We start from the raw sequence: 26,645 nt of genomic DNA, 5'->3' as shown, positions 1-26,645 counted from the left end.
ATGCCAGGTTACCCAGACTATACCGGCCCAGCCGGTCAAACCCACGACAATGCGCCGAAGGCCGGTGTGCTGCTGGTTAACCTCGGTACACCTGATGCGCCCACCGCGGCCGCCGTGCGACCCTATCTCGCCCAGTTCCTGAGCGATCGGCGCGTCATCGATTACCCGCGCCTTCTGTGGAAGGCGATCCTTTACGGCGTGATCCTGCGGGTGCGCCCGAAACGCTCGGCCCATGCCTATGCGCGCATCTGGACGCCCGAAGGCTCGCCCCTGCGCGTCTACAGCGAGGCCCTGGCGGCCGCGCTCCAGCAGGAACTCGCCGCGAACGTCGCCGGGCCGGTACGCGTCGCGCTGGCCATGCGCTATGGGCAACCGGACATCGCCGGCAGCATCGCGGCCCTCCAGCGCCAGGGCGTGCGCCGGCTGCTGGTGCTGCCGCTCTATCCGCAATACTCGGCCACCTCCACGGGCAGCGTGTTCGACGCCGTCGCGGACACGATCAAGGGCCTGCGCTGGCCGCCCGAGCTGCGTCAGGTCAACGACTACCATGCGGAACCGGATTACATCGCGGCGCTGGCCGACAGCGTGCGCGCCCACTGGGAGGCACACGGCCGGGGCGAGAAGCTCCTGATGAGCTTCCACGGCATCCCCGAACGCTACGTGCGCGAAGGCGACCCCTACTTCGAGCAATCGCAGGAAACTGCGCGACGGCTGCGCGAGGCGTTGGGCCTCTCGGAAGCCGAGGCGCCGATCAGCTTCCAGTCGCGGGTCGGGCGCGAACGCTGGCTGCAACCGTATACCGACGAGACGGTGAGGGCCTTCGGCGCGCAGGGCATCAAGCGCATCGACGTCGTCAGTCCGGGATTCGCCGTGGACTGCCTGGAGACCCTGGAGGAGATCGCCATGCAGAATGCCGAGTTTTTCATCGAGGCCGGCGGCGACACGCTGAGTTACATTCCCTGCCTCAACGCCACGGCGTCCCACGTCCGGGCGCTCTCCACCCTCGTACGGAGGCATGGCCAGGGGTGGCCCGAGTTCTCCGCGGGAAACGGCGCGCATGCGTGAGCTGAAGCTGTCGATCCCGGGCCTGGAACTGTCCGGCCTGGCCTGGGGCGAGCCAGACGCACCGCCACTCATGATGCTGCACGGCTGGCTCGACAACGCGGCAAGCTTCGCCTTGCTCGCGCCGCTGCTGGCCGATCGTTTCCATGTGATCGCGCTCGACCTGCCGGGTCATGGGCATTCGCAGCACTTTCCGGAAAGCACCGTCTACCAGCATGTCGACTATGCGCGGGCCGTGCTGGCCGCCGCCGATGCCCTGGCCTTGCCGCGCTTCCATCTGCTCGGTCATTCCCTGGGTGCTGGCGTGGCGACGCTGGTCGCGATCGCCGCCCCCGAGCGCGTCCGCGCCCTGGCCCTCGTCGAAGGGTTGGGCCCGCTTGGCGACGACGGATCGCGCACGCTCGACCGCTTCCGCGAGGCGATGGCCTCGAAGGCTGGCGGCAACCGGCCATTGCGCGTCTTCCCGACGATCGACGATGCCGCTGACGCGCGTGCCCTGGTGGGCGGCCTCGACGCCGCGCTGGCCCGGCCGATCGTCGAACGCGGCCTGCGCGAAGTCGACGGCGGTTACAGCTGGCGCAGCGATCCGCGCCTGTCGCGCCCCACGGCCATCCGGCTCGCCGAAACGCAGGTGATGGCGTTGCTGCTGGGACTCGCTGCACCGACCTCGCTGCTATTGGCACGACCGCATCCGCCCTATCTCGAACCTGAAGCCCTACAGGTGCGCATCGACTGCGTGGCGGACATCCGCGTCACGCACATGGACGGCGGGCATCACCTGCACCTCGAACACCCGGCCAAAGTCGCCGCGTGGCTATCCGAAGCGTTGTAGGAGCCGCTATAGCGGCGAGGGAAATCTTGCCACGGTGTCGCCAGGTTTCCTCGCCGCTATAGCGGCTCCTACAGCAGCGCTTCAGGCCACGGGCTCGAATCGAAACCCGGTCTGGATCACCGGATCGACCAGCCAGTGGTCGGCGAGCAGGAAGGCGAACAGCACCATCAGGTACACGATGGAATAGTTGAACGTCTTCATCGCGAACAGTTCGTCCGGCGGATTCAGCAGGCGGATCGCATACCAGAGGAAACCCGCGCCCAGCACGACGGCACCGAACAGGTAGATGAGACCGCTCATGCCGGTGAAAAACGGCAGCAAGGTCACCACGAAGAGCAGGATCGTGTAGAAAAGGATGTGCCAGCGCGTGTAGGTCACGCCATGGGTCACCGGCAACATCGGCACCTGCGCGCGCGAGTAGTCGTCGACGCGGAAGATCGCCAGGGCCCAGAAATGCGGCGGGGTCCACACGAAGATGATGAGCAGCAGCTGGAGCGCGTACGGGTGCAGGGAATCCGTGACGGCAGTCCAGCCCAGCATGGGCGGCGCCGCGCCGGCGATACCGCCGATCACGATGTTCTGCGGGGTCGCGCGTTTCAGGTAGGCGGTGTAGATCACCGCGTAGCCGATCAGCGAGAAGAACGTGAGCACCGCGGTGAGCATGTTCACCAGGAACACCAGCACCAGCATCGAGACGATGCCCAGCGACATCGCGAACACGAACACCTGCATCGGCGTGAGCTGCCCCGTGGCGAGCGGACGATGCGAGGTGCGCGCCATCAGCTTGTCGATGCGCTGGTCGATGAGGTGGTTGAACGCCGCCGCCGAGGCCGAGGCCAGCCAGATGCCGAGCGTGCCGAAAACCACGGCGTGCCAGCCCGGCAGCATGCGCTGTCCGTTCGCGTCCACGGCAAGGAACATGCCGATGACGGCACAGAAGACCAGCAGCGCGACGACACGCGGCTTGGTCAGTTCGAGGTATTGGCCCAGGACGTTCACGGGGACTCCGAGACAGGCAGGCGCTGCGTGCTCGCCAACGCGGCCAGCAGGGTGAACAGCAGCAGCGCGGCGACGCCATTGTGCGCCGTCGCCACAGGCAGGGGGAGGCCGAGGTACACGTTGCCGATGCCCAGCAGCACCTGCGCCACCAGGACCACCGCCACACCGACGCCCGCCTTGCGCAGGCCGGCGCGAGCGAGGCGGTGCGACAGCCAGCCGAGGTAGCAGAAGGTCACCAGCGCGCCGATGCGGTGGGCGATCTGGATGGCACTGCGCGCCGCCATGTCGAGCACGCCGCCTTCATAGTTCACGCCGACGCCACGCCAGAGCACGAAGGCCTGCCGGAAATCGGTCTGCGGCCACCACTGGCCCAGGCACTTCGGGAAATCGGTGCCGCAGGCGAGCGCGGCATAGTTCGAACTGGTCCAGCCGCCGAGGGCGATCTGGCACACCAGCACGCCGATGCCGATGGCCACCGGCAGGCGCAGGGTGGCGAAACGATCGTCCGGCGTACCCACGCGCCACCAGCGCAGCGCGGCCCACGCCAACAACGCGAAGGTGGCGAGGCCGCCGAGCAGGTGGCCCATTACCACGATGGGCTTCAGCAGCAGCGTCACCGTCCACATGCCCAGCATCGCCTGGAAGACGATCACGGCGAGCACCGCCACGCCTACCTTCCATGCGCCAGGCCGGTCGAGCTTCGCGGCGGCGGCCAGCGGCAAGGCGATCGCCAGCGCCGACAGGCACGACGAAACGACGTGCTCCCCCCGCATGTACATGACGACGCCCACTGCCGCGAACACTGCGGCGAGGAGCACGGCGGCCACCGCGAAGCGGCGGCGCCACGCGGACACCAGCGCGATGGCCAGCACCATCACGCCCAGGCTGCCGGCCAGGAAGCGATGGACCTGCTCGCGCCAGGCCTTGTGCGTCTCGTAGGGACGATCGGGGAAAGCCTGGTTCGCCTGCGCAATATCCTGCGCATGGCCCGGCCAGGTGACCTTGCCGTAGCAGGTGGGCCAGTCGGGACAGGAGAGACCGGCGTTGGACAGGCGCACGAAGGCGCCGAACATCACCACGCAGAAAGCGAACAGCGCGGCCAGCAGGGCCAGGGTACGGAGGAATGTCACGGCTCGCGACGACATCAGCGGATCACCTTCTGCAGGTCCTTGCGCAGGCCGTTCGGATCGAAGCCGGCCGGATACCATGCCAGCGCGGTGGCGTTCGATTCGACGAGCACGGCGGCGACGCTGTCCGGCGCGGCGGGCCGGAATGGCGCGAAGGCGTCGCTGGGGTCGGTACCGGTCGCGTAGTCGCGCATCACCGGATCCGCATCGGCGCCCGTGGGTGCCGCGCCGATATAAAGCAGGCGCAGGCGATCCGCGTTGCGGTTGAGCACGATGCGCGCATTGCGCATGAGCGCGAGGGTCTGGATGCAGCGCGCGCCGCAGTCCGGTCCCGGGAGGACCACCAGCGTGAGGCGGGGCTCGCTGTCGCGCCAGGCCCAGGGCTTGCCGTCCACGTCGACGCGAACGTTGGCCAGGCTGCGCTGCGGCATGATCGGCTGGCCATTGCCCTTCCCCTCCGGCTGCCAGCCGGACAGGGTGAGCAGGCCGGCGGCGAGGATCGGCGCGAGGAAGACGAGCATGATGAGCACGAGCTTCAGGCGTCCGCTGCGCGGTGGAGGGGTCTTGGCGTTCGGATCGGTCATCAGCGTCGCTTGCGATGCAGGAGGACGAAGATCACCACCGCCGCCAGGGCGAAGGTGAACCATTGGAAGGCATACGCGCGGTGCCGCGCCGGTGGCATGAAGCCGGGCGTCCAGTCGCGCGTATAGATGCTTGCCGGGTCGGCGTCCAGCAGCAACACGCGAGGATACAGCGAGCGGCCGAGGTCGGCGCCGATTTCCTTGAGATCGACGTACACCATGGTCTTCACGGCAGCGTGCTGGCCCGGCAGGCTGTCGCCGCCCATGCGGATGCCCACGCCCGGAGGGGGCACGTAGAGGCCATGTACATGGGTTTCGCCGGCCGGCAACGGCGGCAGGCGCGGGTTCGCGCCATTGTCCTTGGACAGGAAACCGAGATCCACCAACAGGTAGCGGTCGCGCCCGCGCGGGGCGAAGGGTGCGTAGACATGCACGCCCACCTGGCCTGCATGGGTCTGGTCGTCGAGCAGGTAGTAATGATCCCGGACGAAGCGTCCCGCGAGGTCCAGGCGCGGGTAGCGGTCCACGGGTGGCGTCTCCGCCACCATGCCGAACTCCTCGACGCCCGCGGCCGCGGATGCGGCGAAGCGTCGCAGGAGCTCGTCCTTCTCCGCCGCGCGATCCAGTTGCCAGACGCCCAGGCGGATGAAAACGAGGATGCCGGCCACGGTCAGTGCGACAGCGAACCACGTCGGACGGCGCAGAAAGGTCATATAAGACCCCGCGTGGCCGCCGCTATACTCGGATTGTCGCAATGGGGCGGAACGGTCACGTGGAAACCATCTATAAATACGCGCTGGTGATCCTGCTGCTGGTGGTGTTGTTCAACCTCGGCCAGGCACTGTTCTTCATGATGACCGACAAGGGCCAGAGCAAGCGTACGGTCTGGGCCCTCACCCGCCGCATCGGCCTCTCCCTGCTGCTCATCGCCATGGTGGCGCTGGGCATCTTCATGGGCTGGCTGCACCCCCACGGGGTCGGGCAATTCTAGCGCGGGCAGCCCCGGGGCCAAGGCGCAGTGCGGCAATTGGTGCCATGAGTCCTCCTGTCGCCGCCCCTTGGAGGCAGGGGCCAGCGCCTCAGTGCGTGGTAAGTCCGGAGCGCTACATCGGCTTTTCCCTCAAAGCGAGCGGCCCATGCTCATCTGCGCCTGCTGCGTGCGCACCTCTTCCATGATCTGAGCCTGTCGCTGGTCGTAGTGCTGGATCTGCTCGATGGCTTGTTCGGGAATAGGCGGCGCCTTATCCAGGTCGATCCTGGCCGGCGTGTCCAGGAATCCCGAGCCGATGAATTCGATGGTCATCCGATCGTCGTCCAGGCGAATCTCGTGAAGGGTCTCGGCTTTGATCCGGTGCGTATGGCAGGCGGCGGTGAATTCCAGCAGGCGGTCTTCCGAGGCATCGGGAACGCAGCGGGCCAGTTCCTTGTAGAGCTCGTGCTGCGGATGGTCGGCGTGGCGCGGATCGTTCCGGCCGAGGATCGATGAGGTGGGAAGGCGATCGGAAGGGTTCCGTATCCGAGGGGAGTCGATGGATGCCTCCTGTGCCACCTCGCGCAAGGGCGTCGGGTGTTGCTCGAAGTCGTGCATGGCGGTCGACCACTGGTCGGCGCTGCGGGCCATCGTCGTGTTCAGCGAAGCCACCACCGGCACCTCGCTGCGCTTCTCCGGTCGACCGAAAGCGGCTTCGATGGCGGTCAGCGTGGAAGCATCTTCGCTCAGTTCGATACGGTCGATGCGGCGAAGGCCGTCCGCGCGAGCGGCGACGACGAGGGCAGCGCTGAGGTTGTCGCTGCGCTGGTCGGGCGTCCTGTTGGATTGTCGATCGAGGTCGTGCACCTGCGCCTGCGCGGTCAGGTACAGGGCGTGGTCGGGGTGGCTGGCGTCGTCCAGCCGGATGACCGGTGCGACGGGCCATGGCAGGGGCGGTGCGGGAACGGGGATCGCCGGTGCTTCGGCGGTTCGAGTGACCTCGGCGGCTTCCGGAAGGCGCGGCAGAGCGTGGGTAAGCTGCGGGGTGACGTGCTGCCAGTCGAACCGGTTTGCCAATGACACATCCACCGGCTCGGCATCGCGGCAGATATCGACGATGGTGCAGTTCGCCAGCTCGTCGCGGAGGTCGCGCCGGCCGTCCTTGTCCATGCGCAGCCCGAAGGCGGCCGTCGCACCGCTGGCCTGGAAGATGGTGAATTGCGCGGGATCTTCCGGCGGAACTCGATGGTTGAAAAGCGGCCGATCGCTCAGAGCGTTGAGGTAGTCGGCCATGCCGTTGAAGGCCAGCGTCTCGAGCCCCGCCTCGTCATTGCCACCGCCGATGTTCGAATGGCCGCCGGGCAAGGTGGCGCTGAGAAAGCGCCCGTCGTCGGACCAGTCCGGATCGAGAATGGTCAGGTGCGGAAACAGCTCGCGCTGTTCGTCGCGGGCGATTTGCGAGAAGCCGGACAGCACGGACTTGGGCAGGCGCGCGTCGTAGTTCTTCGGCAGGTTGGTGCCGACCGGGTCGAACAGACCGACGGCCTGGGCGACTTCGCCCGGAGGAACGAGGATCCGAGTCGACTCCACGGTGATATTTCCGTGGGCGTCATGGCCGAATTCCAAACCCTCGGGATCGGCGACGCCAAATTCATCGACAAGCCGGGCCAACCCTGGAACCAGCACGGCACCGCGGCTATAGCCAACGCCGATCAACCGAATCTGCGCCTGCGGGTCTTCACTTATCCATTGACTCGTCTGTTCCGCGAGATCACGGTAGACCTTGCGAATCTTGTCGTCCCACGTGTACGGAAAAGCACCGTCGATGGCGCGGGTAAGCGGATTTTTCTGTGTGCCGATACCTTCGGCATAACCAACGCCGATCCGGCGATCTGACTGGCGTCTCAGTTTTTCGGCTTGCTCCTTCAAATGCCCGATGTTGGTCAGATCCTGCCGATGATTGTAAGCGCTCTGCCCGGTGCCATCGAACAGGGCCACGAACAGGTATTCGTGCGACTCGTCGCGATGATGCAGCACAGGCACGGCCTGTTTCGACTGCTGCTCGCGCATCCGCTCGTAGGCTTCCAGATCGCTGGAGCTCGCCGGACGGGTGGTTCCCCCAGAAAGAAGTTGTCCCATGGATCACACTCCGTGTGTCTAGTAGTGATAGCTTTTGGCGAGTATCAAGTCATTGCGGAAGCCGCTATATGGATTACCCGGCTTCTGGAGATGCCTGGTCGATATGAACGCGCGCATATAGACGCGGACTGTCCGGTCATTGATTTCCAACATGATCTGCGGGTTCTCACCGGGAGTGCGGTTCGGCTGCTCCGATACCTCTTCCCTGGGGACGCGGTGCCGGATTACCCGATCGCGAAAGATCTCGCCAATGTCGATCCGAGCCTCATGTTCGACGCCATCCATGGATCTCCATGCCAACTCCGCCGGCTCGGGAAAGTTGGCGATGCCGGTATGGCCACCCAGAATGTGGTCGAGGTAATTCGGGCCATACTCTGAAGAAGGTGACGACGGTTCACGATCACCGGACCGCACGCCGGCATACCATACATTGCATGCCAGGGTGCTGTAACAGACAGCCGTAAACTTGTGCTCTGTAAACCTCAACGGCCAGTTGAATGATTGGCGATCAGAATTGGCCATGGTGTCGACGCCGCTTTTCGACACCGGTGTGGTTGGTGAACATGCAGGTACTCCCACAAGACTCGTGCCCAGGAGCGCCGCCATGGCAAGGTCGCGAGGTTTCATGTCTTCCGATTCCTTCTCGGGCTTCTGCTGAGGCACGACGCGTGGCGGGGGTCCCAACTCACGCCGTACCTGCTCGTTGATGATCGCCACGTCGCGCAGCAGCTGCATGTCGTGCAGCGGATCGCGCGTGGACAGCTTGTGTACGGGGATGAGCGAGGAGGGGCGTGCGCCTTCCTCGCCGAAATCTTCGCCTTCCGTGGACATGGACGTCTCCGTTGAACGCGGTGAACTTCCATCGCGTCAAGCCGCGACAGATTCCCTTCGCAATGCGCCGAGGCTTTGCCCAACGCGGGGCGGTGATATTCGTGGCGACCCCTGCTCCCTTTCGACTGCAACAACCGCGGTGGGAACCGGGACAGGCGGCAAGCCGACGAGTTCCTTGAATGCCTTGTCCTTGAAGAACCAGTTCTTCCGCGCCCGTATGGGCTTGCATCCTTCGAAGAAGATCAGTTCGTCGTCGGCGGGCAGTTCCTTGATCTCCTGCGGGAGCAGCAGCGCCCGGCGCTCCTCGACATGGCTGGTCGAGACCTGCCTGCCCCCACCGCCGTGGCTGGTGCTGCGTTGCTGCTTCCGCACCGTGCGGTAGCCCAGCATCTCGCTGTACGCGTTCGCATCGGCCTGTTCGCGTGGCGCGAACACGATCTGCGCACCGTGGTTGGTGATGAAGTTCTGGGCGTCGTTCTCGCCGTAGGTGCCGCTCAGCTGGGCGCGGCTCTGGATGATGCAAAGGTCACGCACGCCGTAGCTGGCGGCGATGGAGATGCGCTTGGCCCAGACATCCACCCGGCCCATGGCGGTGAATTCGTCCATGAGCATGAGCATCTGGTACTTGAGGTCGGGTTCCTCGCCCAGCTGCTTGTCCAGGTTGTTGCCGATCACCGTGCTGAAGAAGATGTTCAGCAGCTTGCTGCTCTCGTCCAGCTTGTTCGTCGGAATGTTGACGTAGAGGGTGGTCGGTTTCTTCCGCAGGCTGCGGATGTCGAAGTCCGTCGCGTTGGTCGCCGCGGCCAGGATCGGGCTCAGGAACTGCTGCAGGGGCGCCTGCATGCCGGCGATAACCGAGGAGAAGGTGTCCTCGGCAAGGCCCGCGAGGTTGGCGAACACCGTGCGGGTCTGCGGGCTGAGGTGGCCCGGCGTCGTGTCCTTCAGGAGGGTGCCCAACATCCCTCGTGTGGTCTGCCCGTCGGTACCGCTGGAGAAGCGCAGGATACGTTCGAAGCTTGGGAAATACGGTGATGTATTGACCAGGGACGCCGCGGCGCCACTGCTTCCCGGATGCTTCCTGTCCCAGGCTTCGAACATGTACGAGGCAAAGGCGGTGAACGCCGCACGGCTCTGGGTGGTCCAGAACGGGTCGGCCCCTGGCTGGTCCGGGTAAAGGATGGCGGCGATGGTCTGCAGTTCGCCGATCCGCCGGGCCGGGTTCACGCCGGCCAGCAAGGTCATCGGGTTGAAGCGATGGGTCTTGCCATCTTCGTCATACGGCGCCCAGACCAGGACGTCCTGACCCATGACCTTGCGCTGTCCGCTTGTGGCCTTGTACAGCTCGCCCTTTAGGTCGAGCACGACGATGGAGTGCCCATACGTCAGGAGCACTGGAATGGCGAGGCTGGTGGTCTTGCCCGAACGGGTAGGGCTGATGGTGATGACGTGCTGGGCGCCGCCGAGCCATAGCTTGCGGCCTTTGAATGTCCCGATAAGGATGCTTTCCGGTTTGCGGGTCAGCAGGCCTGCCCTCCTCAATTCAGGCAGTGAAGCGAAGCATGCATCGCCGTGGGTGGAGGAAGCGGACGAACCCTTCCGAAACAGGGCAACCATCCCCGCAAACCAGCCGAGGAACGGCACCGCGCAACCGATGCCGAGTGCCAGCTTGATGCGCCAGGCATAAGGCTGGAAATTCGGCTGGTCGATCGCCTTCAGGTATTGCCATGCGGTGTTCCATTGCACGGCGTGACCGTCGATGCCCAACAGTTCATAGACGAGACGACCCGAACCGTAGGCGGCCGCGGCGAGGGCGATCGGTGTTGCAGCGACGGCGACGGCCGTCTTCCATGGATCCATGAAGAACACTCCTTGCGATATCGCCAGGAATGCTCAAGTAAGTGGATCGAGTCGGCAATGGTCTGTTGCCAACATGCCGTGTAGTCCGCGCTACGTGCGGATTTCATCGATCGCCTGAGGCGGATGTAGTTCGCCCACACCTTCAGATGTTTCGGAAATCATCTTGTTTTGCAGCCGCGAACCGCACGGCATTTAGGCACCCGCCCCGGGCACAGGTACGCGCCGTGGAATTCCTTCCACAGCGCGTTACCGGATCAGTGGCCCAGCCTCGCCTTGAAGGCCGCGCGCATGTCGGCGGGTACGCCGCCCTGCGCCAGCGTCTTGTCCAGCGCGGCATAGCGCCTGCGGAACGCCGCCACTTCCTCGGCGAAGCGCTCCGGACGGTAGTCGATAAGCAGGTCGGCCTGCGCGGCGAGCGAGACGTCGTCGGGCACGCCGTTCACGTCCTGCCAGTGCGCCTTCAGCCAGGCCACCGCGGCTCGTACGTCGCGCATCTCGCCCACCAGGCCATTCACGTCGGGTGCGTTCGCCGGCCAGGTCACCTCGACGACCTGGGCCTTGTCGTAACCGTGCTCCGGCAGCGTGACGTGCAGCGTGAGGTCCTTGCCGGTGAGGCGCCAGGTGCCAGGTTTCGCCTCGTCGGAACGCGCGAGCGCGACGCCATCCACCGCGACGCTCGCCGGCATCGCCGAGGCCACCACGTCCACCGACCAGCGGCGCGACGTGGGCATGCCGGGATAGCTGCCGGTACGCGGCGCGATCCGCAGGCGTAGCATGCGCTTCGACCATTCCGTCGAAAGCGCCGTGCGTGCGAACGCGTTGCCGCGGTAAGTCTCGTCGTCGCCCGCGTCCTCGTACAGCTCCGCCTTGCCGTTGCCGCCCGGGTAGACACGGAGCGTGCGGGCTCCACGATCGTGGGACACGCTCAAGGTCGGGTCGGTGTTGGTCGGCACGATGGCGCCCGCGCGCGCGAAGACCGGCACCTCGTCGAGACGGTAACGGCCCTCGACGGTGCGGCCACCCTTCACGACGGCGCCGTCGGCGGTATCGAACCAGTGGCCCGCGGGCAGCCAGGTGGCGTGCGCGGCGAAACCGTTCGCATCGCCCGCCGCCGTCACCGGCGACACCAGCAGGTCGTCGCCGAACATGTATTCGCCATCGGCCTTGTACGCTTCCCCGGCGTCCGGCCACGCGTAATACATGGGGCGCACCAGCGAAACACCGGTGTCGTATGCCTTGCGGCCCATGGTGTACGTGTAGGGCAGGAAGGTGTAACGCGTGAGCACGGTGGCGCGCAGCGCATCGAACTCCGCCGGCGCAAAACGCCACGGTTCCTTCGTGAGGTTCGGATTCTTCGTGGTGTGCGTGCGCATGATGGGGCTCCATGCGCCGAACTGCATCCAGCGGATGTACAGCTCAGGGTCGATGCGGCGCGTGGCCGGATCGCTTTCGTCGCGGAACGTATGGCCGCCCAGATCGTGGCTCCAGTAGCCGTACAGCACGTTCGACGCGGTGGCGGTGAAGCGCGGCTGGAAGGCCAGTGAAGCCCAGGAGATGATCGAATCGCCCGAAAAGCCCACCTGGTAACGATGGTTGCCGAGTCCGCCCCAGCGGTGGTAGATCAGTGCGCGCTTGCCGCCCTCTTCCTGCATGTGGGTATAGAACACGTGGTTGAGCCACCAGGTGTTCGACAGGCCGGGCATGGCCTTCGATTCCTTGAACTGCTGCCAGTCGAGCCACCAGAAGGTGACGCCCATCGCGTTCAGCGGATCGAGCACGGTCTTGAAGTACGCCGCCATGTACACCGGATCGGCCGCTTCAAAAGGCAGCGGCTTCGCCGGATCGGCCTTCAGCGCGGCCATGAAGTCCTTGTACGCGTCCTCGTGCGGCAGGATGCCGGACGCCGGATGCAGGTTCAGCGTGGTCTTGAGGCCCTGCTCGCCGAGCCAGTGCAACAGGCGCCCAGGCTCGGGGAACAGGCTGCGGTTCCACGTATAGCCGGTCCAACCCATGGTCTGGCCGTTCACGTCCGTCTTCGGGTGCACCCAGGAAAGGCCGTCGGTGCGGTGCCAGTCCATATCGATGACGAGCACGTCGAGCGGGATGCCGTAGCGCTGGAAGTGCCCGACGAGGTCGCGCAGTTCGTCGTCGCTGTAGTTCCAGTAACGGGACCACCAGTAACCGAAGGCATAGCGCGGGGGCAACGGCTCGCGGCCGGCCACCTCGGCGAAATCGCCGAGCGCCGCCGTGTAATCGTGACCGTAGCCGAAGAAGGTCTGGTCGGTGCAGTCCTTGCATGCGCGGCGGTGCACCCAGGGCAGTTTTTCGTTGCCGAACACGAAGCTGCCGGTATCGTCCACGAGGTGCCAGCCGCCACGCGAGAGGATGCCGTCGCCCAGGTCGAGCAGCGAGTTGTCCGAGGCGTGGCGATCGCCGTCCACCTGGTCGAGCGTGCGCGCGGTGCCGCCGAGGTTGCCGGTTTCCTCGAGGCCTGGATGCCAGTCGATGGCGGGCCTGGTCTTCTTCGACGCGATGCCGAGGTTGCCGGCCGTGAACGCGCCCGAGCCCTCCTTGTAGCGCAGCGTCAGCAGATCGGTGCGGATGACCAGCCAGCCCTTCTCGCGGGTGACCGTGGACTTCGCGTCCGGCGCGCTGCCGCGCGTGGCGAAGACCAGCGACGGCGCATCCTCGAACTTCCCGTCCGGCGCATATTCCATGCGGATGACCCGCGGCGTGAGCACCGTGAATCGCGCGTTGCCGCTGACGACGGGTGCGTCGGCGGCGTGCGACGGCATGGTGGCGGCGCACGCGAGCAATGCGAACGCAGCGGCCAGGCGGAACATCTTCATGCGGAAACTCCCCTACAGGAAGCCCCAAACCTAGCATGAGATCGATTTGAAGGGGTCAGGCCGCGACGCTGGCCCGCGCGCGCCGGATCGGGAAAAAAAGAACCCGCCTTGCGGCGGGTTCTTTCGGATCAGAGCACGTAGACGAACAGGAACAGCGCCAGCCAGACCACGTCGACGAAGTGCCAGTACCACGCCACGGCCTCGAAGCCGAAGTGGTCGTCCTTCGAAAAGTGGCCCTTCGCGCAGCGGACCCAGATGATCGCCAGCATGATCGTGCCCAGGGTCACGTGCATGCCGTGGAAGCCCGTGAGCATGAAGAACGTGGCGCCGTACACGCCGCTGCCCAGGGTGAGGTTGAAGTGCTCGTACGCTTCCGCGTATTCGTGCGCCTGGAACCAGAGGAACAGGCAGCCCAGCAGCACCGTGGCGCCCAGACCGATCAGCAGCGCCTTGCGGTGGCCGGCCTTCAGCGCGTGGTGCGCGATGGTGATCGTGACGCCCGACGAAAGCAGGATCAGCGTGTTGAGCAGCGGGAGGCCCCACGCGGCGATGGTCCGGAAGGGGCCGCCGATCGCCTCGGGACCGCCGCCGCCGGCCGCGCCCCAGGCCGCGTTGTAGTTTTCCCAGATGAACTGGTGGGTGAGCACGCCGTGGCCCTCGCCACCCAGCCAGGGCACCGAGAAGATGCGCGAGTAGAACAGCGCACCGAAGAAGGCACCGAAGAACATCACCTCGGAGAAGATGAACCACATCATGCCCATGCGGAACGAGCGGTCCACCTGGCCGTTGTAGTTGCCGGCCAGCGACTCGTTGATCACCGAGCGGAACCAGCCGAAGAACATGCCGAGGATCATGGCGATGCCGACCCAGAAGAGCGGCTTGCCGATGCCGCCCTCGCCCGGCTGCGCGTTCAGCCAGTGCGCGGCGCCGTATACGGTGACGAACATCGAGATCGCGGCCACGATCGGCCAGTAGCTCTTGCTCGGTACGAAGTAGATGTCTTGTTGCTGGTGACCCATGGTGGTTTCCCGTGGATATCTGTTTTAACCGGTCAGACCTTCAGCATCTGCACGATCGAGAGCACGAACACGGCCACCGCGAAGACACCCGCGTAGAGGGCGGTACGGCGGGCGCGCTTGCGGCGCGCCTCGAATTCGACGTCGGTCGTGCCCTGCATCGGTCAGTGTTCCGTGTTGCCGTGGGCGAGCTCGTCGTCATGGATGACCGGCGGCACGTCGAAGGTGTGGAACGGCGCCGGCGAAGGCACGGTCCACTCCAGGCCCTTGGCGCCTTCCCACGAGCGATCCGCGGCCTTCTTCTTCGAGAAGTACACGCAATGCACGATCACGCCCAGGAAGATCAGCTGCGAGGCGCCGAACCAGAAGCCGCCGATGGAGCTGATCATGTTGAAGTTGGCGAAGGCCACGTTGTAATCCGGGATGCGGCGGGGCATGCCGGCAAGGCCGAGGAAGTGCTGCGGGAAGAACAGCACGTTGACCGAGATGACGCTCGACCAGAAGTGGATCTTGCCCCAGGTCTCGCTGTACATGTTGCCCGACCACTTCGGCAGCCAGTAGTACGTGGCGGCCATGATCGAGAACGCCGCGCCGGTCACCAGCACGTAGTGGAAGTGCGCCACGACGAAATACGTGTCGTGGTACTGGAAGTCGGCCGGGGCCAGGGCGAGCATGAGGCCCGAGAAGCCGCCGATGGTGAACAGGATCACGAAGGCGATCGAGAACAGCATCGGGGTCTCGAAGGTCATCGAGCCGCCCCACATCGTGGACACCCAGTTGAACACCTTCACGCCCGTGGGCACCGCGATCAGCATCGTGGCGTACATGAAGAAGATCTCGGCGCCCATCGGCAGGCCCACGGCGAACATGTGGTGGGCCCAGACGATGAACGAGAGGAAGGCGATGGAGGCGATGGCGAACACCATCGCGCGGTAGCCGAAGATCGGCTTGCGGGCGAAGGTGGGGATGATCTCCGAGATGATCCCGAATGCCGGCAGGATCATGATGTAGACCTCGGGATGCCCGAAGAACCAGAAGATGTGCTGGAACAGCACCGGGTCGCCGCCGCCGGCGGCGTTGAAGAAGTTGGTGCCGAAGTACTTGTCGGTCAGCAGCATGGTGACCGCGCCGGCGAGTACCGGCATGACCGCGATCAGCAGGAAGGCCGTGATCAGCCAGCTCCACACGAAGACCGGCATCTTCAGCAGGTCCATGCCCGGCGCGCGCATGTTGAGGATGGTGGCGATGATGTTGATCGCGCCCATGATCGAGCTGATGCCCATCAGGTGGATCGCGAAGATCACATAGGCCACCGACTCGCCCTGCAGCGACAGCGGCGGGTACATCGTCCAGCCGCCGGCGGGGCCGCCGCCCGGCATGAACAGGGTGGACAGCAGCATGAAGAAGGCGAACGGGAGGATCCAGAACGACAGGTTGTTCATGCGCGGGAGCGCCATGTCCGGCGCGCCGACCATGAGCGGGATCATCCAGTTCGCGAGACCCACGAAGGAGGGCATGATCGCGCCGAAGATCATCACCAGCGCGTGCATGGTCGTCATTTCATTGAAGAAATACGGCTGCACGAGCTGCATGCCCGGTTTGAACAACTCCGCGCGGATGACCATCGCGAAGGCGCCGCCGATGAAGAACATCGTCAGCGAGAAGATCAGGTACAGCGTGCCGATGTCCTTGTGGTTCGTGGACATCACCCAGCGCTGGAAGAACCCCTTCGGGGCCCCGTGGTGATCGTGGTGGTCGTGGGTGGCTGCGTGCGCCATGGCCTTACCTCTACCTAAACGTTCGAAGGGTTAACCCTGGGGGGCCGGGGCGGGAGCGACCTGGGCGGTCTGCGCGGCCTTCTGCAACTTGGCCTCGTCTTCCTGGCCGGCCAGCCACTGTTCGAATTCGGCCTTGGGCACGGCCTTGACCACGATCGGCATGAAGCCGTGGTCCTGGCCGCAGAGTTCGGCGCACTGGCCGCGGTACACGCCGGGCTCCTTGATCTTCGTCCAGGCCGAGTTGGCGATGCCCGGGATCGCGTCCATCTTCCAGCCCAGCGCCGGCACCCACCAGGAGTGGATGACGTCGCCGCCGACGATCACGAAGCGGATCTTGGTGTCGGTCGGCACGACCAGCGGCTTGTCCACGTCCAGCAGGTAGGTCTGATAACCGTCGACCTGGATCTTCGCCGGGTCGAGGTTCGACTTCAGCTGGCGGGTGCGATTGGAGGTTTCCTCCAGCTTCGACATGAAGCCGACCTTGTCGACGCTCTTGCCCTTGTAATCGACGTAGTCGTAGCGCCACTTCCACTGGTAGCCGGTGACCTTGATGGTCATCTCGGAGTTCGTGGTGTCGGCGAAACTGGTGAGGCCGCCCGTGGCGAGGTGGGCGAGGAAGATGAGGATGATGACGGGGATGACCGTCCAGACCACCTCGAGCTTCGTGCTGTGCGACCACTTCTCGGCCACGGCGCCGCGCGACTTACGGAAGCGGAACATGGCCACGAACATGGCGCCGAAGACGACGATGCCGATCACCACGCAGACCCACAGGGCCACCATGTGCATGGCGTAGGGGGACCATTCGGCCGCGCCCTTCGTCATGTTCAGCTGGTTCGGTTCCGGGTTGGCCCACGCCGCCCCTCCGAACAGCGCGAAGGCGCCCGCCGCCCACGCCGATACAGATCGTCCGATGCCGCCAGATGTCATGTCTTGCACCTTTGTTGAACCTACCTGCGCGTCTGGCCTGAGACTTCGGACAGCAGCACCATGAGTTTCCTTGACACCTCGGTCCTTTCCTCTTCCCCAAGGAAGGCGCCGATTTCGAGCTCGTTGCCGTGCGACTTGAGCAACAGACGCTGTCGTCCGTCCCCCTGCGCCAGTCCGACCCGCACCCAATACGTCTGGAAGCGGACCCTCCGGTGACCCGGCACGGCGCGTACCTCCAGCGTATCCGGCCCGATCGCGATGCGCTCACCCCTGTCGCCAGCCCGCCAGGCCGCGCCAAGCGCGAACCCCACGACGAAGGCCTCGATCAGCGCGAAGAAGGGGGCGAACACATTCCCCTGCCACGCACCGAGTGACGCCGTCGCCAGGGCCATCGCCGCAAGACCGATGATCAGTCGACGCAGACCGCGCTTGTCCAGCGCACGGTTGGGCCGTAGCCACAACACGCGCGGGTGACCAGCGACGGTCGGTCGAAGCACGATCATGGGAGCCTAAGCGTGCCTGGAACATTGGGATGATAGGGCGCTAGTCAGGAAGCGGCAAGGTTGGAAGCGGCGCGTTGTCGCAGCGGGGCGGAGGCCAGGCCCGCGCGGCGTCGCAATAACACACGAAGGGCCGTGCTCCCCTACAATGGGCGGTCTTCCTCGCCCCCACACGCCCAAGTGAACCCGACCATCCTCCGTCCCGAACTCCCGACCGGCGCCGAACCGGCGCGCGCGCGTATCACGGCCGCCTGGCTGCGCGACGAAACCGAGGCCGTCAACGACCTGCTGGCCCAGGCCACCCTGCCCCCCACCGAACGCGAGCACGTCATCGACGTCGCCGCCGGGCTGGTCACGCGCGTCCGCGCGCGGGCCAAGGACCAGAGCGCGGTGGAATCCTTCATGCGCCAGTACGACCTTTCCTCCGAGGAAGGCGTGCTGCTGATGTGCGTTGCCGAGGCCCTGCTGCGCATTCCCGACAAGGCCACGGCGGACAAGCTCATCCGCGACAAGCTGGGCGAGGCCGACTGGAAGAAGCACCTGGGCCAGAGCGAGTCGCTGTTCGTCAATGCCTCCACCTGGGGCCTCATGCTCACCGGCCACCTGGTGAACCTGGCCGAGGAAACCCGCCACGACTTCACGTCCGCCCTGCGCCGCCTCGTCGGCCGCGCGGGCGAGCCGGTGGTGCGCCTGGCCGTGCGCCAGGCCATGCGGATCATGGGCCACCAGTTCGTCATGGGCCGCACCATCAAGGAGGCGCTGGACCGCTCCAACGAGAAGGAGCACGCGGTCTATCGCTACTCCTACGACATGCTCGGCGAGTCCGCGCTCACCCAGGCCACGGCCGAGCGCTACCAGCAGGACTATCGCGACGCCATCAACGCCCTCGGCGCGCGCGGGCCGTTCCCGAACAACCTGGAAGCCCCGTCGATCTCGGTGAAGCTCTCCGCGCTGCACCCGCGCTACGAGGTGGGCAACCGCGCCCGCGCCCGCGCGGAACTCGGCGCGAAGCTGCTCGAGCTCTCGCAGCTCGCGTTCAAGAACGGCATCGCGCTCTCGGTGGACGCCGAGGAGGCGGACCGCCTCGAGCTGTCGCTCGACATCATCGGCGACGTCTTCGAGCATCCCTCGCTGGAAGGCTGGAACGGCCTCGGCATCGTCATCCAGGCGTACCAGAAGCGCGCACCCTTCGTCATCGACTGGGTGACCGAGAAGGCCCGCGCCACCGGCCGCCGCTGGTTCGTGCGCCTGGTGAAGGGCGCCTACTGGGACGCCGAGGTCAAGCGCGCCCAGGAAGGCGGCCTGCCCGGCTATCCGGTCTACACGCGCAAGCCGAACACCGACGTCTCCTACCTCGCCTGCGCGCGCCGCCTGTTCGCCGCGGGCCAGGATGCCGTCTATCCGCAGTTCGCCACGCACAACGCGCACACCATCGCCGCGATCCACCACATCGCACAGGGTCGCCCGTACGAGAACCAGCGCCTGCACGGCATGGGCGCCGACCTCTACGCGGAGGTGATCGGCAAGGACAAGCTCAACGTGCCCTGCCGCGTCTACGCACCGGTGGGCAGCCATGAAGACCTGCTGCCCTACCTGGTGCGCCGCCTGCTCGAGAACGGCGCGAACACCAGCTTCGTCAACCGCGTGGTCGACGAGAGCGTCCCGGTGCGCGACCTGGTCGCCGATCCGTGCGAGATCGTGCGCTCGTTCGCCTCGATCCCCCATCCCCGCATCCCCCTGCCGGTCAATCTCTACGGCGAACTCCGGAAGAACTCCATGGGCATGAACTTCGCTAACGACAACGAACTGAACGAACTCGCCGACGCCGTGAACCGTCACAGCGGCCCGTGGAATGCGGTTCCGCTGGTCGCCGGCGGCGCCGCCGGCGGCGCGAAGGTCGAGGTCACCGATCCCTCCGACCGCCGCCGCATCGTCGGCACGGTGGAGAACGCCGACGCCGGCATGGTCGACAAGGCGCTGGCCGCCGCCGTGAAGGCGCAGCCGGGCTGGGATCGCCTTCCGGCGGCCAGCCGCGCCGCGATCCTCGAGCACGCCGCCGAGCAGTTGGAACACAACCGCGCCGAATTCATCGCGCTGTGCGTGCGCGAGGCGGGCAAGAGCCTGCCCGACGCCATTGCCGAGATCCGCGAGGCCGCCGACTTCCTGCGTTACTACGCGACGATGGCCCGCCGCCTGTTCGGCCAGCCCGAGCAGCTCCCGGGCCCGACCGGCGAAAGCAACCAGCTGTTCCTCAACGGCCGCGGCGTTTTCGTCTGCATCAGCCCCTGGAACTTCCCGCTGGCGATCTTCCTCGGCCAGGTAGCCGCTGCGCTCGCGGCCGGCAACGCCGTGATCGCGAAGCCCGCCGAACAGACCTCGCTGATCGGCTACGAAGCCGTGAAGCTGCTGCACGCGGCCGGCATCCCGACCGACGTGCTGCAATACCTGCCGGGCGACGGCGCGACGGTCGGCGCGGCCCTCACCCGCGACCCGCGCGTGTCCGGCGTGGCCTTCACCGGCTCCACCGAGACCGCCTGGGCGATCAACCGCGCCCTCGCCGCACGCAACGCGCCGATCGCCGCCCTGGTCGCCGAGACCGGCGGCCAGAACGCGATGATCGCCGACTCCTCCGCCCTGCCCGAGCAGATCGTGAAGGACGTGATCGCCTCCGCCTTCCAGTCCGCTGGCCAGCGCTGCTCCGCCGCGCGCGTGCTGTTCGTCCAGGAAGACATCGCCGACAAGGTCATCGACATGCTCGCCGGCGCCATGGCCGAGCTGAAGGTGGGCGATCCCGGCCTGCTCTCCACCGACGTGGGCCCGGTGATCGACGAAGACGCACGCAAGATCCTGGTGGACCATGCCGAACGCATGGACCGCGAAGCGAAGAAGATCGCCGAAGTGCCGCTGCCGGAGAGCACCGCCAACGGCACGTTCTTCGCACCGCGCGCTTACGAGATCCCCTCGCTGGAAACACTCACCCGCGAGATCTTCGGCCCGGTGCTGCACGTGATCCGCTGGAAGGGCTCGGACCTGGAAAAGGTGGTCGACCAGATCAACGGCACGGGCTTCGGCCTCACGCTGGGTGTGCACAGCCGCATCGACGACACCATCGAGTTCATCCAGAGCCGCGCGCGCGTCGGCAACTGCTACGTCAACCGCAACCAGATCGGCGCGGTGGTCGGCGTGCAGCCGTTCGGCGGCGAAGGCCTCTCGGGCACCGGCCCGAAGGCCGGCGGCCCGCACTACCTGCTCCGCTTCGCCGGCGAGCGCACGCTCACGATCAACACCACGGCCGCGGGCGGCAACGCTTCGCTGCTGACGATCGGCGAGTAGGTACTCACCGCTGGACAGCAAAGGCCACGCCCGCGAGGGCGTGGCCTTTTTTGTTGGAGTCCCTTTGTGGCTCGGCTTCGCCATCGCGACGGTGCTTGAGCGCTGAGCGCTTGGGCGCTTGACCGTGGCGGCGGGAGCCCTCGGCCGTCCCCCTCGGCGCGGGTAGCGGAGGTGAGGACGGTCGGCGGATAAGGCCCGAAGGGGGCCGGCCAGGATGGCCGGCCTTTTCCGCCGAGACAGGGATGTCGAGTCGGAAAACCCCGCCGACCGTCCGTGCGCGCCGGGGCGCAAGCCATCAGACACTGGCCGCGCAGCGGCTCTCCTTTCCCAAGCGACACCGCAGCGTAGCGCCGAGGGGGACGGCCGAGGGCTCCCGCCGCCACGCCCAAGCGCCCAAGCACCGGCGCGATGGCGAAGCCGAGCCTGCAACGAATTCCGCGAAGAGCCTTTTCCAAGCTCTACAATGCAGAGGGAATCCAGGACCGGAACTTTCAAAGTGAGTCACGAAACCATCGTCAATCCCGTGGTCCGCGAGAACGAAGATGACCACGCGCGTGCTTTCGCCGATGCGCAGCCGTTCCGCCACGTCGTCATCGACGATTTCTTCGACCGCGCCTACGTCGACCAGCTGCTCCAGGAATTCCCCGCCTTCGAGCGCGGCAATTTCATCGGCGACGACGGCCACGCCGGAGGCAAGTCCACGGTCGATGCCATGGCGCGGCTCGGCCCCGCCTACCGACGGCTCGACGAAGTCATCCAGAAACCTGCCTTCCTCGACTACATCGGGCGCATCACCGGCATCGAAGGCCTGCTCTACGATCCGTTCTACCTCGGCGGCGGCACCCACGAGAACCGCGACGGGCAGCCGCTCAGCGCGCACATCGATTTCAACTACCACCCCAGCGAGCGCTGGCATCGCCGCCTGAACCTCATCGTGTACCTCAACCACGAGTGGGAAGAGCGCTGGGGCGGACTGCTCGATCTCTATCGCGACCCATATGCCGACCCGGAGCCGGCGAAAAGCATCGTGCCGCTCTTCAACCGCTGCGTCATCTTCGAAACGACCGAGCATAGCTGGCACGGGTTCCGGCAGATTTGTCTTCCCCCGGATCGCCCCGGCCTCTCGCGGAAGTCCATCGCCTTGTACTTCTATACGAAGGACCGCGCGGCGGAGGAAACGGCAGGGCGGCACACCACGCATTACGTAAACCGGCAACTCCCGGCGCACTTCGCCGCCGGCCACACGCTGACGGCCGCCGACGTCTCGACCCTGCACGACCTCATCGGCGCGCGCGACGGACAGATGAAGATGCTCTATGAAGAGAACAGCCGTCTCCTCCAGGCGCAGGACAAAGGCTTCGCCGGCCACGTGCTTTACCTGTTGAAGCGCCTGTACATGCGTTATCGCCGGCACACGGCCCATCGATAGATACAACCGGCAAGTACGACGCTTTTCCGGCAACCTTGCGCCAAGCCCCTTTCATTCAACGGGAAGGGGCTTTTCCATATTCCTGGCGGACGCCGCGGCCTCGCTTATGCTGGAGACGCAGCCTGCGAAGGGCGCAGTCTGCTGAAGCCGATCCATGGAAGGACACTTCATCCGCCCGCCCGCCGCTTGTTTCGGCGGGCGGGCTACAAGGAGAACCGCCGTGCGCGCAAGGATGCGACAGATCTCGATTTCCCTGCTCTTGCTTGCTGCCGGCGCGGCCGCCGGCTTCTGTCTCGCGAGGCATGCTCCCTTCCAACGTCCGGACGTGGCGTCGCGGCCACTCGATGGAGCGTGCTCGCAGTACATCGACAGGGCCCTGTCCGGCTGGTTCGTCGACGAGCGGGGCCATCAAAGCCTTCGGCTCGTGCCCACGGCATGCGGGCGCGATATCGGCCCTGCCGATACGCCGTACATGTTCTACGAGATCGTGAAGACCTACGGCGATCCGGAACAGCTTGGCGCGGCTCCCAGCCCGGGCGACCGTTGGAAGAACGTCAGGGGCATGATCAACCAGCTGACCTGCCACCTGCGCATTGCCAGCAACAAGCCGCAGTGGAACCTGGAACCTTATCGCCCGTGGGTCGGCGACGAGGCCACGGAGCAAGCCGGCTGCAATCCGGAGTGAGGGAGGGAGACGACATGACGTTGCCATCGCCACCTCACAAGGACATTCTTTCCGCGCTTTCCGTGGGCAAGGGCGCCACGGCAACGGCGCCGCACTCGGAACATTTCGACCATTCGGCGTCGCGCACGCTCGCCGCGAACAGCACGCACGATCTGGGCGAGGTCCTGGTGATCACCGGCGAAGAACCGCTCCTGATCGTCGACACCGACGAGGGCTTTGCGCTCACGGCGGTGAACGAAGGCAAGCCGCGGCTGCGCAATGCCTGCCAGATCCTGTTCCGCCATGCGTACCAGTACGTGTCGTTCCACGTCGAAGTCGACAGCAGGACCTCCGACGCGCACATCGGGCTGCTGAGGCACACGACCCTGGCCGAAATACAGGCATTCACATTGCACAGGCCCAGGCCCCTGCGCACGCAGGAAGGGAGCCGCCTCCGCCACACCATCGACTACCGCGCGCCGCCGCTGGAAGAGGTCCAGGGCATCGTATGGCGTGGCGGCAACCTCAAGCTCAGCCATCTCGAACTGGCACCCTGAGGCAACGGAGTTCCACTCTCACACCAAGGAGAGGCGCCATGAAATCGTCGGCATTCGCTCTCGCTGGAATCGCGGTACTGTGCATCGTCGGCGGCGCCGGCTGGATGGCTTACCGGCTGCGCGAGCCTCCTCCCATGGCCGTATCGGAACCGGCCCACGCGCCAGGCGCCATATCGGCGAAACCTTGCAACGACGTCACGGGCGAGAAATTCATCGAATCGGGCGTATGGAGCCTGGACGAATTCGGGCCGCGCCTGTCGATCACGCCGACTCGCTGCGGCCGGGACGCGGGCTTGCTCAAGCGCGACAGCCTGGTCATGGAAGTCATCGAGCGATTCAGCGGCAATATCAACTGGCGCAACACGCGCGGCATGATCAACCAGCTGGATTGCCACCTCTTCAACGTGCCCCACTCGCAGAGGGAATGGGACCTCGAGCCCGACCGTCCCTACGTCGGCTATGCGCAGACCCGGAGGGACCTGTGCAACCCGCACGTGCCCCGCCCGGATCCCCCGTTCGAGTGAGGTGGGAAGGGCCCCTCGCGGGGCCCTTCGCCAGGCTTACTTGAGGCCGCGGTCCTTCAGCATCGGCTCGATGCTCGGATCCTTGCCGCGGAAGTCGCGGTACAGCTTGCCGAGCTCCTCGGTGTTGCCGCGCGAGAGGATCTTGTCGCGGAAGATCTGGCCGTTCTCGCGGGTCAGCCCGCCGTGCTCCTTGAACCATTCGAACGCGTCGGAATCGAGCATCTGCGTCCACAGGTAGGCGTAATAACCGGCGGCGTAGCCGTTACCCCAGATGTGCTGGAAGTAGCTGGAGCGGTAGCGCGGCGGCACCTGCGGCAGGGTGAAACCGGCCTGCTTCAGCGCATTGGCTTCGAAGGCGTCGACATCCTGCTTCGGACCGCCTGCCGGGAGCATGTGCCAGCGCATGTCCAGCAACGCGGCCGAGATCAGCTCGCTCATGGCGTAGCCCTGGTTGAAGCTCTTGGCCTTCTTGATCTTCGCGACCAGCTCGGCCGGCATCGGCGCGCCGGTCTGGTAGTGCTTCGCGTAGTTCGCGAACACCTTGGGATCGGTGGCCCACTGCTCGTTGAACTGCGACGGGAACTCGACGAAGTCGCGTGCGGTGTTGGCACCCGAGAGCGACGGATACCGGGAGTCCGCGAACATGCCGTGCAGCGCGTGGCCGAACTCATGGAACATCGTGGTCACGTCGTCGAACGAGAGCAACGCGGGCTGGCCCGCCGCCGGCTTGGTGAAGTTGGTGACGTTGTACACCACCGGCTTCGTGCCGAAGAGCTTCGACTGGTCGACGAGGTTGCTCATCCACGCGCCGCCGCCCTTGTTGTCGCGCTTGAAGTAGTCGCAATAGAACAGCGCCATCGAGGTTCCGTCCTTGTCGAACACCTCGAACACACGCATGTCCGGCTGCCACGTCGGGATGTCCTTGCGCTCCTTGAAGGTGATCCCGTAGAGCTGGTTGGCGGCGTAGAACACGCCGTTCTGCAGCACGTTGTCCAGTTCGAAGTACGGCTTGATCTGCGCCTCGTCGAGGTCGTACTTCGCCTTGCGCACCTTCTCGGCGTAGTGGTCCCAATCCCAGGCCTGGACCTGGAAGCCGCCGTGCTCGGCGTCGATCGCCTTCTGGATGTCGGCCGACTCGGCCTTGGCACGCGCGACGGCCGCGGGAACGAGACGCTCCATGAACTTCTCCGCGGCATCCGGCGTCTTGGCCATCTGGTCGTCGAGCTTCCAGGCGGCGTAGTTCGGGAAGCCGAGCAGTTTCGCGCGGTCGGCGCGCAGCTGGGCGATGCGGGCGACGATGTCGCGGGTGTCGTTCGCGTCGCCGTGCTCGGCGCGCTCCCACGAGGCCTTGAACAGCTTCTCGCGCGTGGCGCGGTCGTTCAGCGCCTGCAGGGCCGGCTGCTGGGTGGTGTTCTGCAGGGTGACGACGTACTTGCCGTCGAGCTTGCGGTCCTTCGCGGCCAGCGCGGCGGCCTCGATGTCGCCTTCCGACATGCCGTCGAGCGCCTTCGGGTCGTCGACCACCAGCGCGCCGGCCTTGGTCGCGGCGAGCAGCTGGTTGGTGAACCTGGTGCTCAGCGTCGACTCTTCCTTGTTGATCGCCTTCAGCTTGTCCTTGTCGGCCTGGGAGAGCTTGGCACCTTCGTGGACGAAGTCTTTATAGGTGACTTCGAGCAGACGCGCGGATTCCGGATCGAGGTTCAGCGAATCGCGCTTGTCGTACAGCGTCTCGACACGCTTGAAGAGCTTGTCGTTGAGATAGATCGCGTCGCTATGCGCGGCGAGCTTCGGCGATTCCTCTTCCTCGACCTTTTGCAGCGTGTCGTTCGTGTTGGCGCCGGTGAGCGCGCTGAACACCGCCTCCGCACGCTTCAGCAGCACGCCCGACTTCTCCATCGCGACGATCGTGTTCTCGAAGGTCGGCTCATCGGGTGCATTGGCGATCGCCTCGATCTCGGCGATCTGCTGCTTCATGCCCTCTTCCAGCGCCGGCTGGAAATCGGCGTCCACGATCTTGTCGAAGGGCGGCGCCTGGAACGGCAGCGTGCTTTGGGTGAGTAACGGATTCACGTGGGGTGCCTGTGCCGTGGCGGCGGTGGAAGACGTGGTGGGAGCGCTCCCGGCGGCGGCCGGAGCGGCCTTGTCGGCGTCGTTGGACGATGAGCAGGCGGCGGTGAGGGCGATCGATGTCGCAATCGCGAGCATGCGGAGCTTCGGCACGGGTTGTCCCCTGGCGGTGAAAGGCACCGACTCTAGCCGTGCGGGGCCACCGGGAACAACCGCCACAGGTCAGGCGTGCCCGTTCAGCGGGTGTCGCGGAGTTGCCAGCTGGAGCCGATCAGGAGATTCAGCCGGTGCTTCACGATACGCATGGGCAGCGAGGTGGTCAGCCGCACGTCCGTACGATTCGTCGAAAGCTCGCCCTCTGCCGCGGCCGCCTCGTCCACGACGCCAAGCGACGGATCCACCTCGTCGGGCTCGGGCTGTTTCGCGCGCCAGCGCTGGAAGAGACCGTCGCCGCGCATGGCATCGGCGATGGCCGAGGCGAGGCTCACGGGATCCAGTCCCTCGAAGGACAGCTCCTTGTCCGGCCCCCTCGCCCTGCTCAGGTCCTTAACGGATAAGTAGTAGGTCGTCATGGGTCCTAGTTAAATCAGTGCGGGTGAA

At 65.8% G+C, this 26,645-nt stretch carries 23 protein-coding genes; 8 read left to right on the top strand and 15 right to left on the bottom strand.

From position 1 onward, the window contains the following. Together hemH and HBF32_RS18520 are read left to right on the top strand one after the other, a co-directional pair. Positions 1-1,065: a ferrochelatase gene (gene hemH, locus HBF32_RS18525; RefSeq protein ID WP_166701275.1), complete on the top strand. Its 1,065-nt coding sequence runs from the start codon at positions 1-3 to the stop codon at positions 1,063-1,065. Then, a complete protein-coding gene (locus HBF32_RS18520; protein WP_166701274.1) occupies positions 1,058-1,894 on the top strand; it encodes an alpha/beta fold hydrolase in 837 nt (278 codons plus the stop codon). Before hemH ends, HBF32_RS18520 begins: the two co-directional genes overlap by 8 nt. Before the next feature lie 81 nt (positions 1,895-1,975). On the opposite strand, the gene cyoE is transcribed toward HBF32_RS18520, so the two are convergent. From cyoE to HBF32_RS18500, 4 genes are read right to left on the bottom strand one after another with little or no spacing between them, the layout of a single operon-like run. Continuing rightward, complete coding sequence (gene cyoE / locus HBF32_RS18515) at positions 1,976-2,893, bottom strand: heme o synthase (protein ID WP_166701273.1); 918 nt, start codon at positions 2,891-2,893, stop codon at positions 1,976-1,978. Further along, a complete protein-coding gene (locus HBF32_RS18510; protein WP_166701272.1) occupies positions 2,890-4,038 on the bottom strand; it encodes a COX15/CtaA family protein in 1,149 nt (382 codons plus the stop codon). Before HBF32_RS18510 ends, cyoE begins: the two co-directional genes overlap by 4 nt. After that, the gene (locus HBF32_RS18505; protein ID WP_166701271.1) at positions 4,038-4,604 is read right to left on the bottom strand and encodes a hypothetical protein; all 567 of its coding nucleotides are present in this window, start codon (positions 4,602-4,604) and stop codon (positions 4,038-4,040) included. Before HBF32_RS18505 ends, HBF32_RS18510 begins: the two co-directional genes overlap by 1 nt. Then, positions 4,604-5,314: an SURF1 family protein gene (locus tag HBF32_RS18500; protein ID WP_166701270.1), complete on the bottom strand. Its 711-nt coding sequence runs from the start codon at positions 5,312-5,314 to the stop codon at positions 4,604-4,606. Before HBF32_RS18500 ends, HBF32_RS18505 begins: the two co-directional genes overlap by 1 nt. 41 nt (positions 5,315-5,355) lie before the next feature. Here HBF32_RS18500 and HBF32_RS18495 point away from each other — a divergent pair, with 41 nt between their 5' ends. Continuing rightward, the gene (locus HBF32_RS18495; protein ID WP_072322441.1) at positions 5,356-5,592 is read left to right on the top strand and encodes a twin transmembrane helix small protein; all 237 of its coding nucleotides are present in this window, start codon (positions 5,356-5,358) and stop codon (positions 5,590-5,592) included. Between the two features lie 129 nt (positions 5,593-5,721). Here the strand turns inward: HBF32_RS18495 and HBF32_RS18490 are convergent, their stop codons facing one another. The 9 genes from HBF32_RS18490 to HBF32_RS18455 form a co-directional block, all read right to left on the bottom strand. After that, entirely contained in the window at positions 5,722-7,710 is a 1,989-nt protein-coding gene (locus HBF32_RS18490) for a T6SS phospholipase effector Tle1-like catalytic domain-containing protein (protein WP_166701269.1), read from the bottom strand. An 18-nt stretch (positions 7,711-7,728) separates the two neighbouring features. Next, positions 7,729-8,541: a hypothetical protein gene (locus HBF32_RS18485; protein WP_166701115.1), complete on the bottom strand. Its 813-nt coding sequence runs from the start codon at positions 8,539-8,541 to the stop codon at positions 7,729-7,731. A gap of 36 nt (positions 8,542-8,577) precedes the next feature. Beyond that, positions 8,578-10,398, bottom strand: coding sequence for a type IV secretory system conjugative DNA transfer family protein (locus tag HBF32_RS18480; RefSeq protein ID WP_166701268.1), 1,821 nt, complete (start codon positions 10,396-10,398; stop codon positions 8,578-8,580). Between the two features lie 254 nt (positions 10,399-10,652). Next, on the bottom strand, positions 10,653-13,247 hold the full coding sequence (locus HBF32_RS18475; protein WP_166701267.1) for a glycoside hydrolase family 31 protein: 2,595 nt from the start codon (positions 13,245-13,247) through the stop codon (positions 10,653-10,655). 128 nt (positions 13,248-13,375) lie between these two features. After that, positions 13,376-14,266 (bottom strand): cytochrome c oxidase subunit 3, encoded by an 891-nt coding sequence (locus HBF32_RS18470; RefSeq protein ID WP_166701266.1) that lies wholly within the window; start codon positions 14,264-14,266, stop codon positions 13,376-13,378. 32 nt (positions 14,267-14,298) lie between these two features. Then, the gene (locus HBF32_RS19560; RefSeq protein WP_275690464.1) at positions 14,299-14,424 is read right to left on the bottom strand and encodes a hypothetical protein; all 126 of its coding nucleotides are present in this window, start codon (positions 14,422-14,424) and stop codon (positions 14,299-14,301) included. Between the two features lie 3 nt (positions 14,425-14,427). Then, positions 14,428-16,041, bottom strand: a complete 1,614-nt coding sequence (gene ctaD, locus HBF32_RS18465; RefSeq protein ID WP_166701265.1) for a cytochrome c oxidase subunit I — start codon at positions 16,039-16,041, stop codon at positions 14,428-14,430. Positions 16,042-16,071: 30 nt separating this feature from the next. Further along, a complete protein-coding gene (gene coxB / locus HBF32_RS18460; RefSeq protein ID WP_166701264.1) occupies positions 16,072-16,971 on the bottom strand; it encodes a cytochrome c oxidase subunit II in 900 nt (299 codons plus the stop codon). Positions 16,972-16,991: 20 nt separating this feature from the next. Next, positions 16,992-17,474, bottom strand: a complete 483-nt coding sequence (locus tag HBF32_RS18455) for a DUF2244 domain-containing protein (RefSeq protein WP_240148061.1) — start codon at positions 17,472-17,474, stop codon at positions 16,992-16,994. Positions 17,475-17,651: 177 nt separating this feature from the next. Between HBF32_RS18455 and putA the strand changes: the two genes are divergently transcribed. The 5 genes from putA (at position 17,652) to HBF32_RS18430 (ending at position 23,978) form a co-directional block, all read left to right on the top strand. Then, positions 17,652-20,804 carry a bifunctional proline dehydrogenase/L-glutamate gamma-semialdehyde dehydrogenase PutA gene (gene putA / locus HBF32_RS18450; RefSeq protein WP_166701263.1) on the top strand — a complete coding sequence of 1,051 codons (3,153 nt, stop codon included), beginning with the start codon at positions 17,652-17,654 and terminating at the stop codon, positions 20,802-20,804. A gap of 496 nt (positions 20,805-21,300) precedes the next feature. Then, positions 21,301-22,233, top strand: coding sequence for a 2OG-Fe(II) oxygenase (locus tag HBF32_RS18445; protein WP_338039833.1), 933 nt, complete (start codon positions 21,301-21,303; stop codon positions 22,231-22,233). A gap of 220 nt (positions 22,234-22,453) precedes the next feature. Next, the gene (locus HBF32_RS18440) at positions 22,454-22,918 is read left to right on the top strand and encodes a DUF2599 domain-containing protein (RefSeq protein ID WP_166701261.1); all 465 of its coding nucleotides are present in this window, start codon (positions 22,454-22,456) and stop codon (positions 22,916-22,918) included. A 14-nt stretch (positions 22,919-22,932) separates the two neighbouring features. Further along, positions 22,933-23,454: a hypothetical protein gene (locus HBF32_RS18435; RefSeq protein ID WP_166701260.1), complete on the top strand. Its 522-nt coding sequence runs from the start codon at positions 22,933-22,935 to the stop codon at positions 23,452-23,454. 38 nt (positions 23,455-23,492) lie between these two features. After that, positions 23,493-23,978, top strand: coding sequence for a DUF2599 domain-containing protein (locus HBF32_RS18430; RefSeq protein ID WP_166701259.1), 486 nt, complete (start codon positions 23,493-23,495; stop codon positions 23,976-23,978). A gap of 36 nt (positions 23,979-24,014) precedes the next feature. Here the strand turns inward: HBF32_RS18430 and dcp are convergent, their stop codons facing one another. Together dcp and HBF32_RS18420 are read right to left on the bottom strand one after the other, a co-directional pair. Beyond that, positions 24,015-26,198 carry a peptidyl-dipeptidase Dcp gene (dcp, locus tag HBF32_RS18425; RefSeq protein WP_338039832.1) on the bottom strand — a complete coding sequence of 728 codons (2,184 nt, stop codon included), beginning with the start codon at positions 26,196-26,198 and terminating at the stop codon, positions 24,015-24,017. A gap of 83 nt (positions 26,199-26,281) precedes the next feature. Continuing rightward, positions 26,282-26,617, bottom strand: coding sequence for a hypothetical protein (locus HBF32_RS18420; RefSeq protein WP_166701258.1), 336 nt, complete (start codon positions 26,615-26,617; stop codon positions 26,282-26,284). Positions 26,618-26,645: the final 28 nt, after the last annotated feature.

It is taken from the genome of Luteibacter yeojuensis, from assembly GCF_011742875.1.
Lineage (GTDB): Bacteria > Pseudomonadota > Gammaproteobacteria > Xanthomonadales > Rhodanobacteraceae > Luteibacter > Luteibacter yeojuensis.
Note: the sequence above shows the minus strand (reverse complement) of the source record. Positions and strands in the feature narration are given on the sequence as shown.

Excerpts from the sequence above, each read along its gene's own strand:
- hemH (WP_166701275.1), top strand. The coding sequence starts at position 1 with ATGCCAGGTTACCCAGACTATACCGGCCCAGCCGGTCAAACCCACGAC.
- HBF32_RS18520 (WP_166701274.1), top strand. The coding sequence starts at position 1,058 with ATGCGTGAGCTGAAGCTGTCGATCCCGGGCCTGGAACTGTCCGGCCTG.
- HBF32_RS18510 (WP_166701272.1), bottom strand. The coding sequence starts at position 4,038 with ATGTCGTCGCGAGCCGTGACATTCCTCCGTACCCTGGCCCTGCTGGCC.
- HBF32_RS18505 (WP_166701271.1), bottom strand. The coding sequence starts at position 4,604 with ATGACCGATCCGAACGCCAAGACCCCTCCACCGCGCAGCGGACGCCTG.
- HBF32_RS18500 (WP_166701270.1), bottom strand. The coding sequence starts at position 5,314 with ATGACCTTTCTGCGCCGTCCGACGTGGTTCGCTGTCGCACTGACCGTG.
- HBF32_RS18495 (WP_072322441.1), top strand. The coding sequence starts at position 5,356 with ATGGGGCGGAACGGTCACGTGGAAACCATCTATAAATACGCGCTGGTG.
- HBF32_RS18490 (WP_166701269.1), bottom strand. The coding sequence starts at position 7,710 with ATGGGACAACTTCTTTCTGGGGGAACCACCCGTCCGGCGAGCTCCAGC.
- HBF32_RS18485 (WP_166701115.1), bottom strand. The coding sequence starts at position 8,541 with ATGTCCACGGAAGGCGAAGATTTCGGCGAGGAAGGCGCACGCCCCTCC.
- HBF32_RS18480 (WP_166701268.1), bottom strand. The coding sequence starts at position 10,398 with ATGGATCCATGGAAGACGGCCGTCGCCGTCGCTGCAACACCGATCGCC.
- HBF32_RS18475 (WP_166701267.1), bottom strand. The coding sequence starts at position 13,247 with ATGAAGATGTTCCGCCTGGCCGCTGCGTTCGCATTGCTCGCGTGCGCC.
- HBF32_RS18470 (WP_166701266.1), bottom strand. The coding sequence starts at position 14,266 with ATGGGTCACCAGCAACAAGACATCTACTTCGTACCGAGCAAGAGCTAC.
- HBF32_RS19560 (WP_275690464.1), bottom strand. The coding sequence starts at position 14,424 with ATGCAGGGCACGACCGACGTCGAATTCGAGGCGCGCCGCAAGCGCGCC.
- ctaD (WP_166701265.1), bottom strand. The coding sequence starts at position 16,041 with ATGGCGCACGCAGCCACCCACGACCACCACGATCACCACGGGGCCCCG.
- coxB (WP_166701264.1), bottom strand. The coding sequence starts at position 16,971 with ATGACATCTGGCGGCATCGGACGATCTGTATCGGCGTGGGCGGCGGGC.
- HBF32_RS18455 (WP_240148061.1), bottom strand. The coding sequence starts at position 17,474 with ATGATCGTGCTTCGACCGACCGTCGCTGGTCACCCGCGCGTGTTGTGG.
- HBF32_RS18435 (WP_166701260.1), top strand. The coding sequence starts at position 22,933 with ATGACGTTGCCATCGCCACCTCACAAGGACATTCTTTCCGCGCTTTCC.
- HBF32_RS18430 (WP_166701259.1), top strand. The coding sequence starts at position 23,493 with ATGAAATCGTCGGCATTCGCTCTCGCTGGAATCGCGGTACTGTGCATC.
- HBF32_RS18420 (WP_166701258.1), bottom strand. The coding sequence starts at position 26,617 with ATGACGACCTACTACTTATCCGTTAAGGACCTGAGCAGGGCGAGGGGG.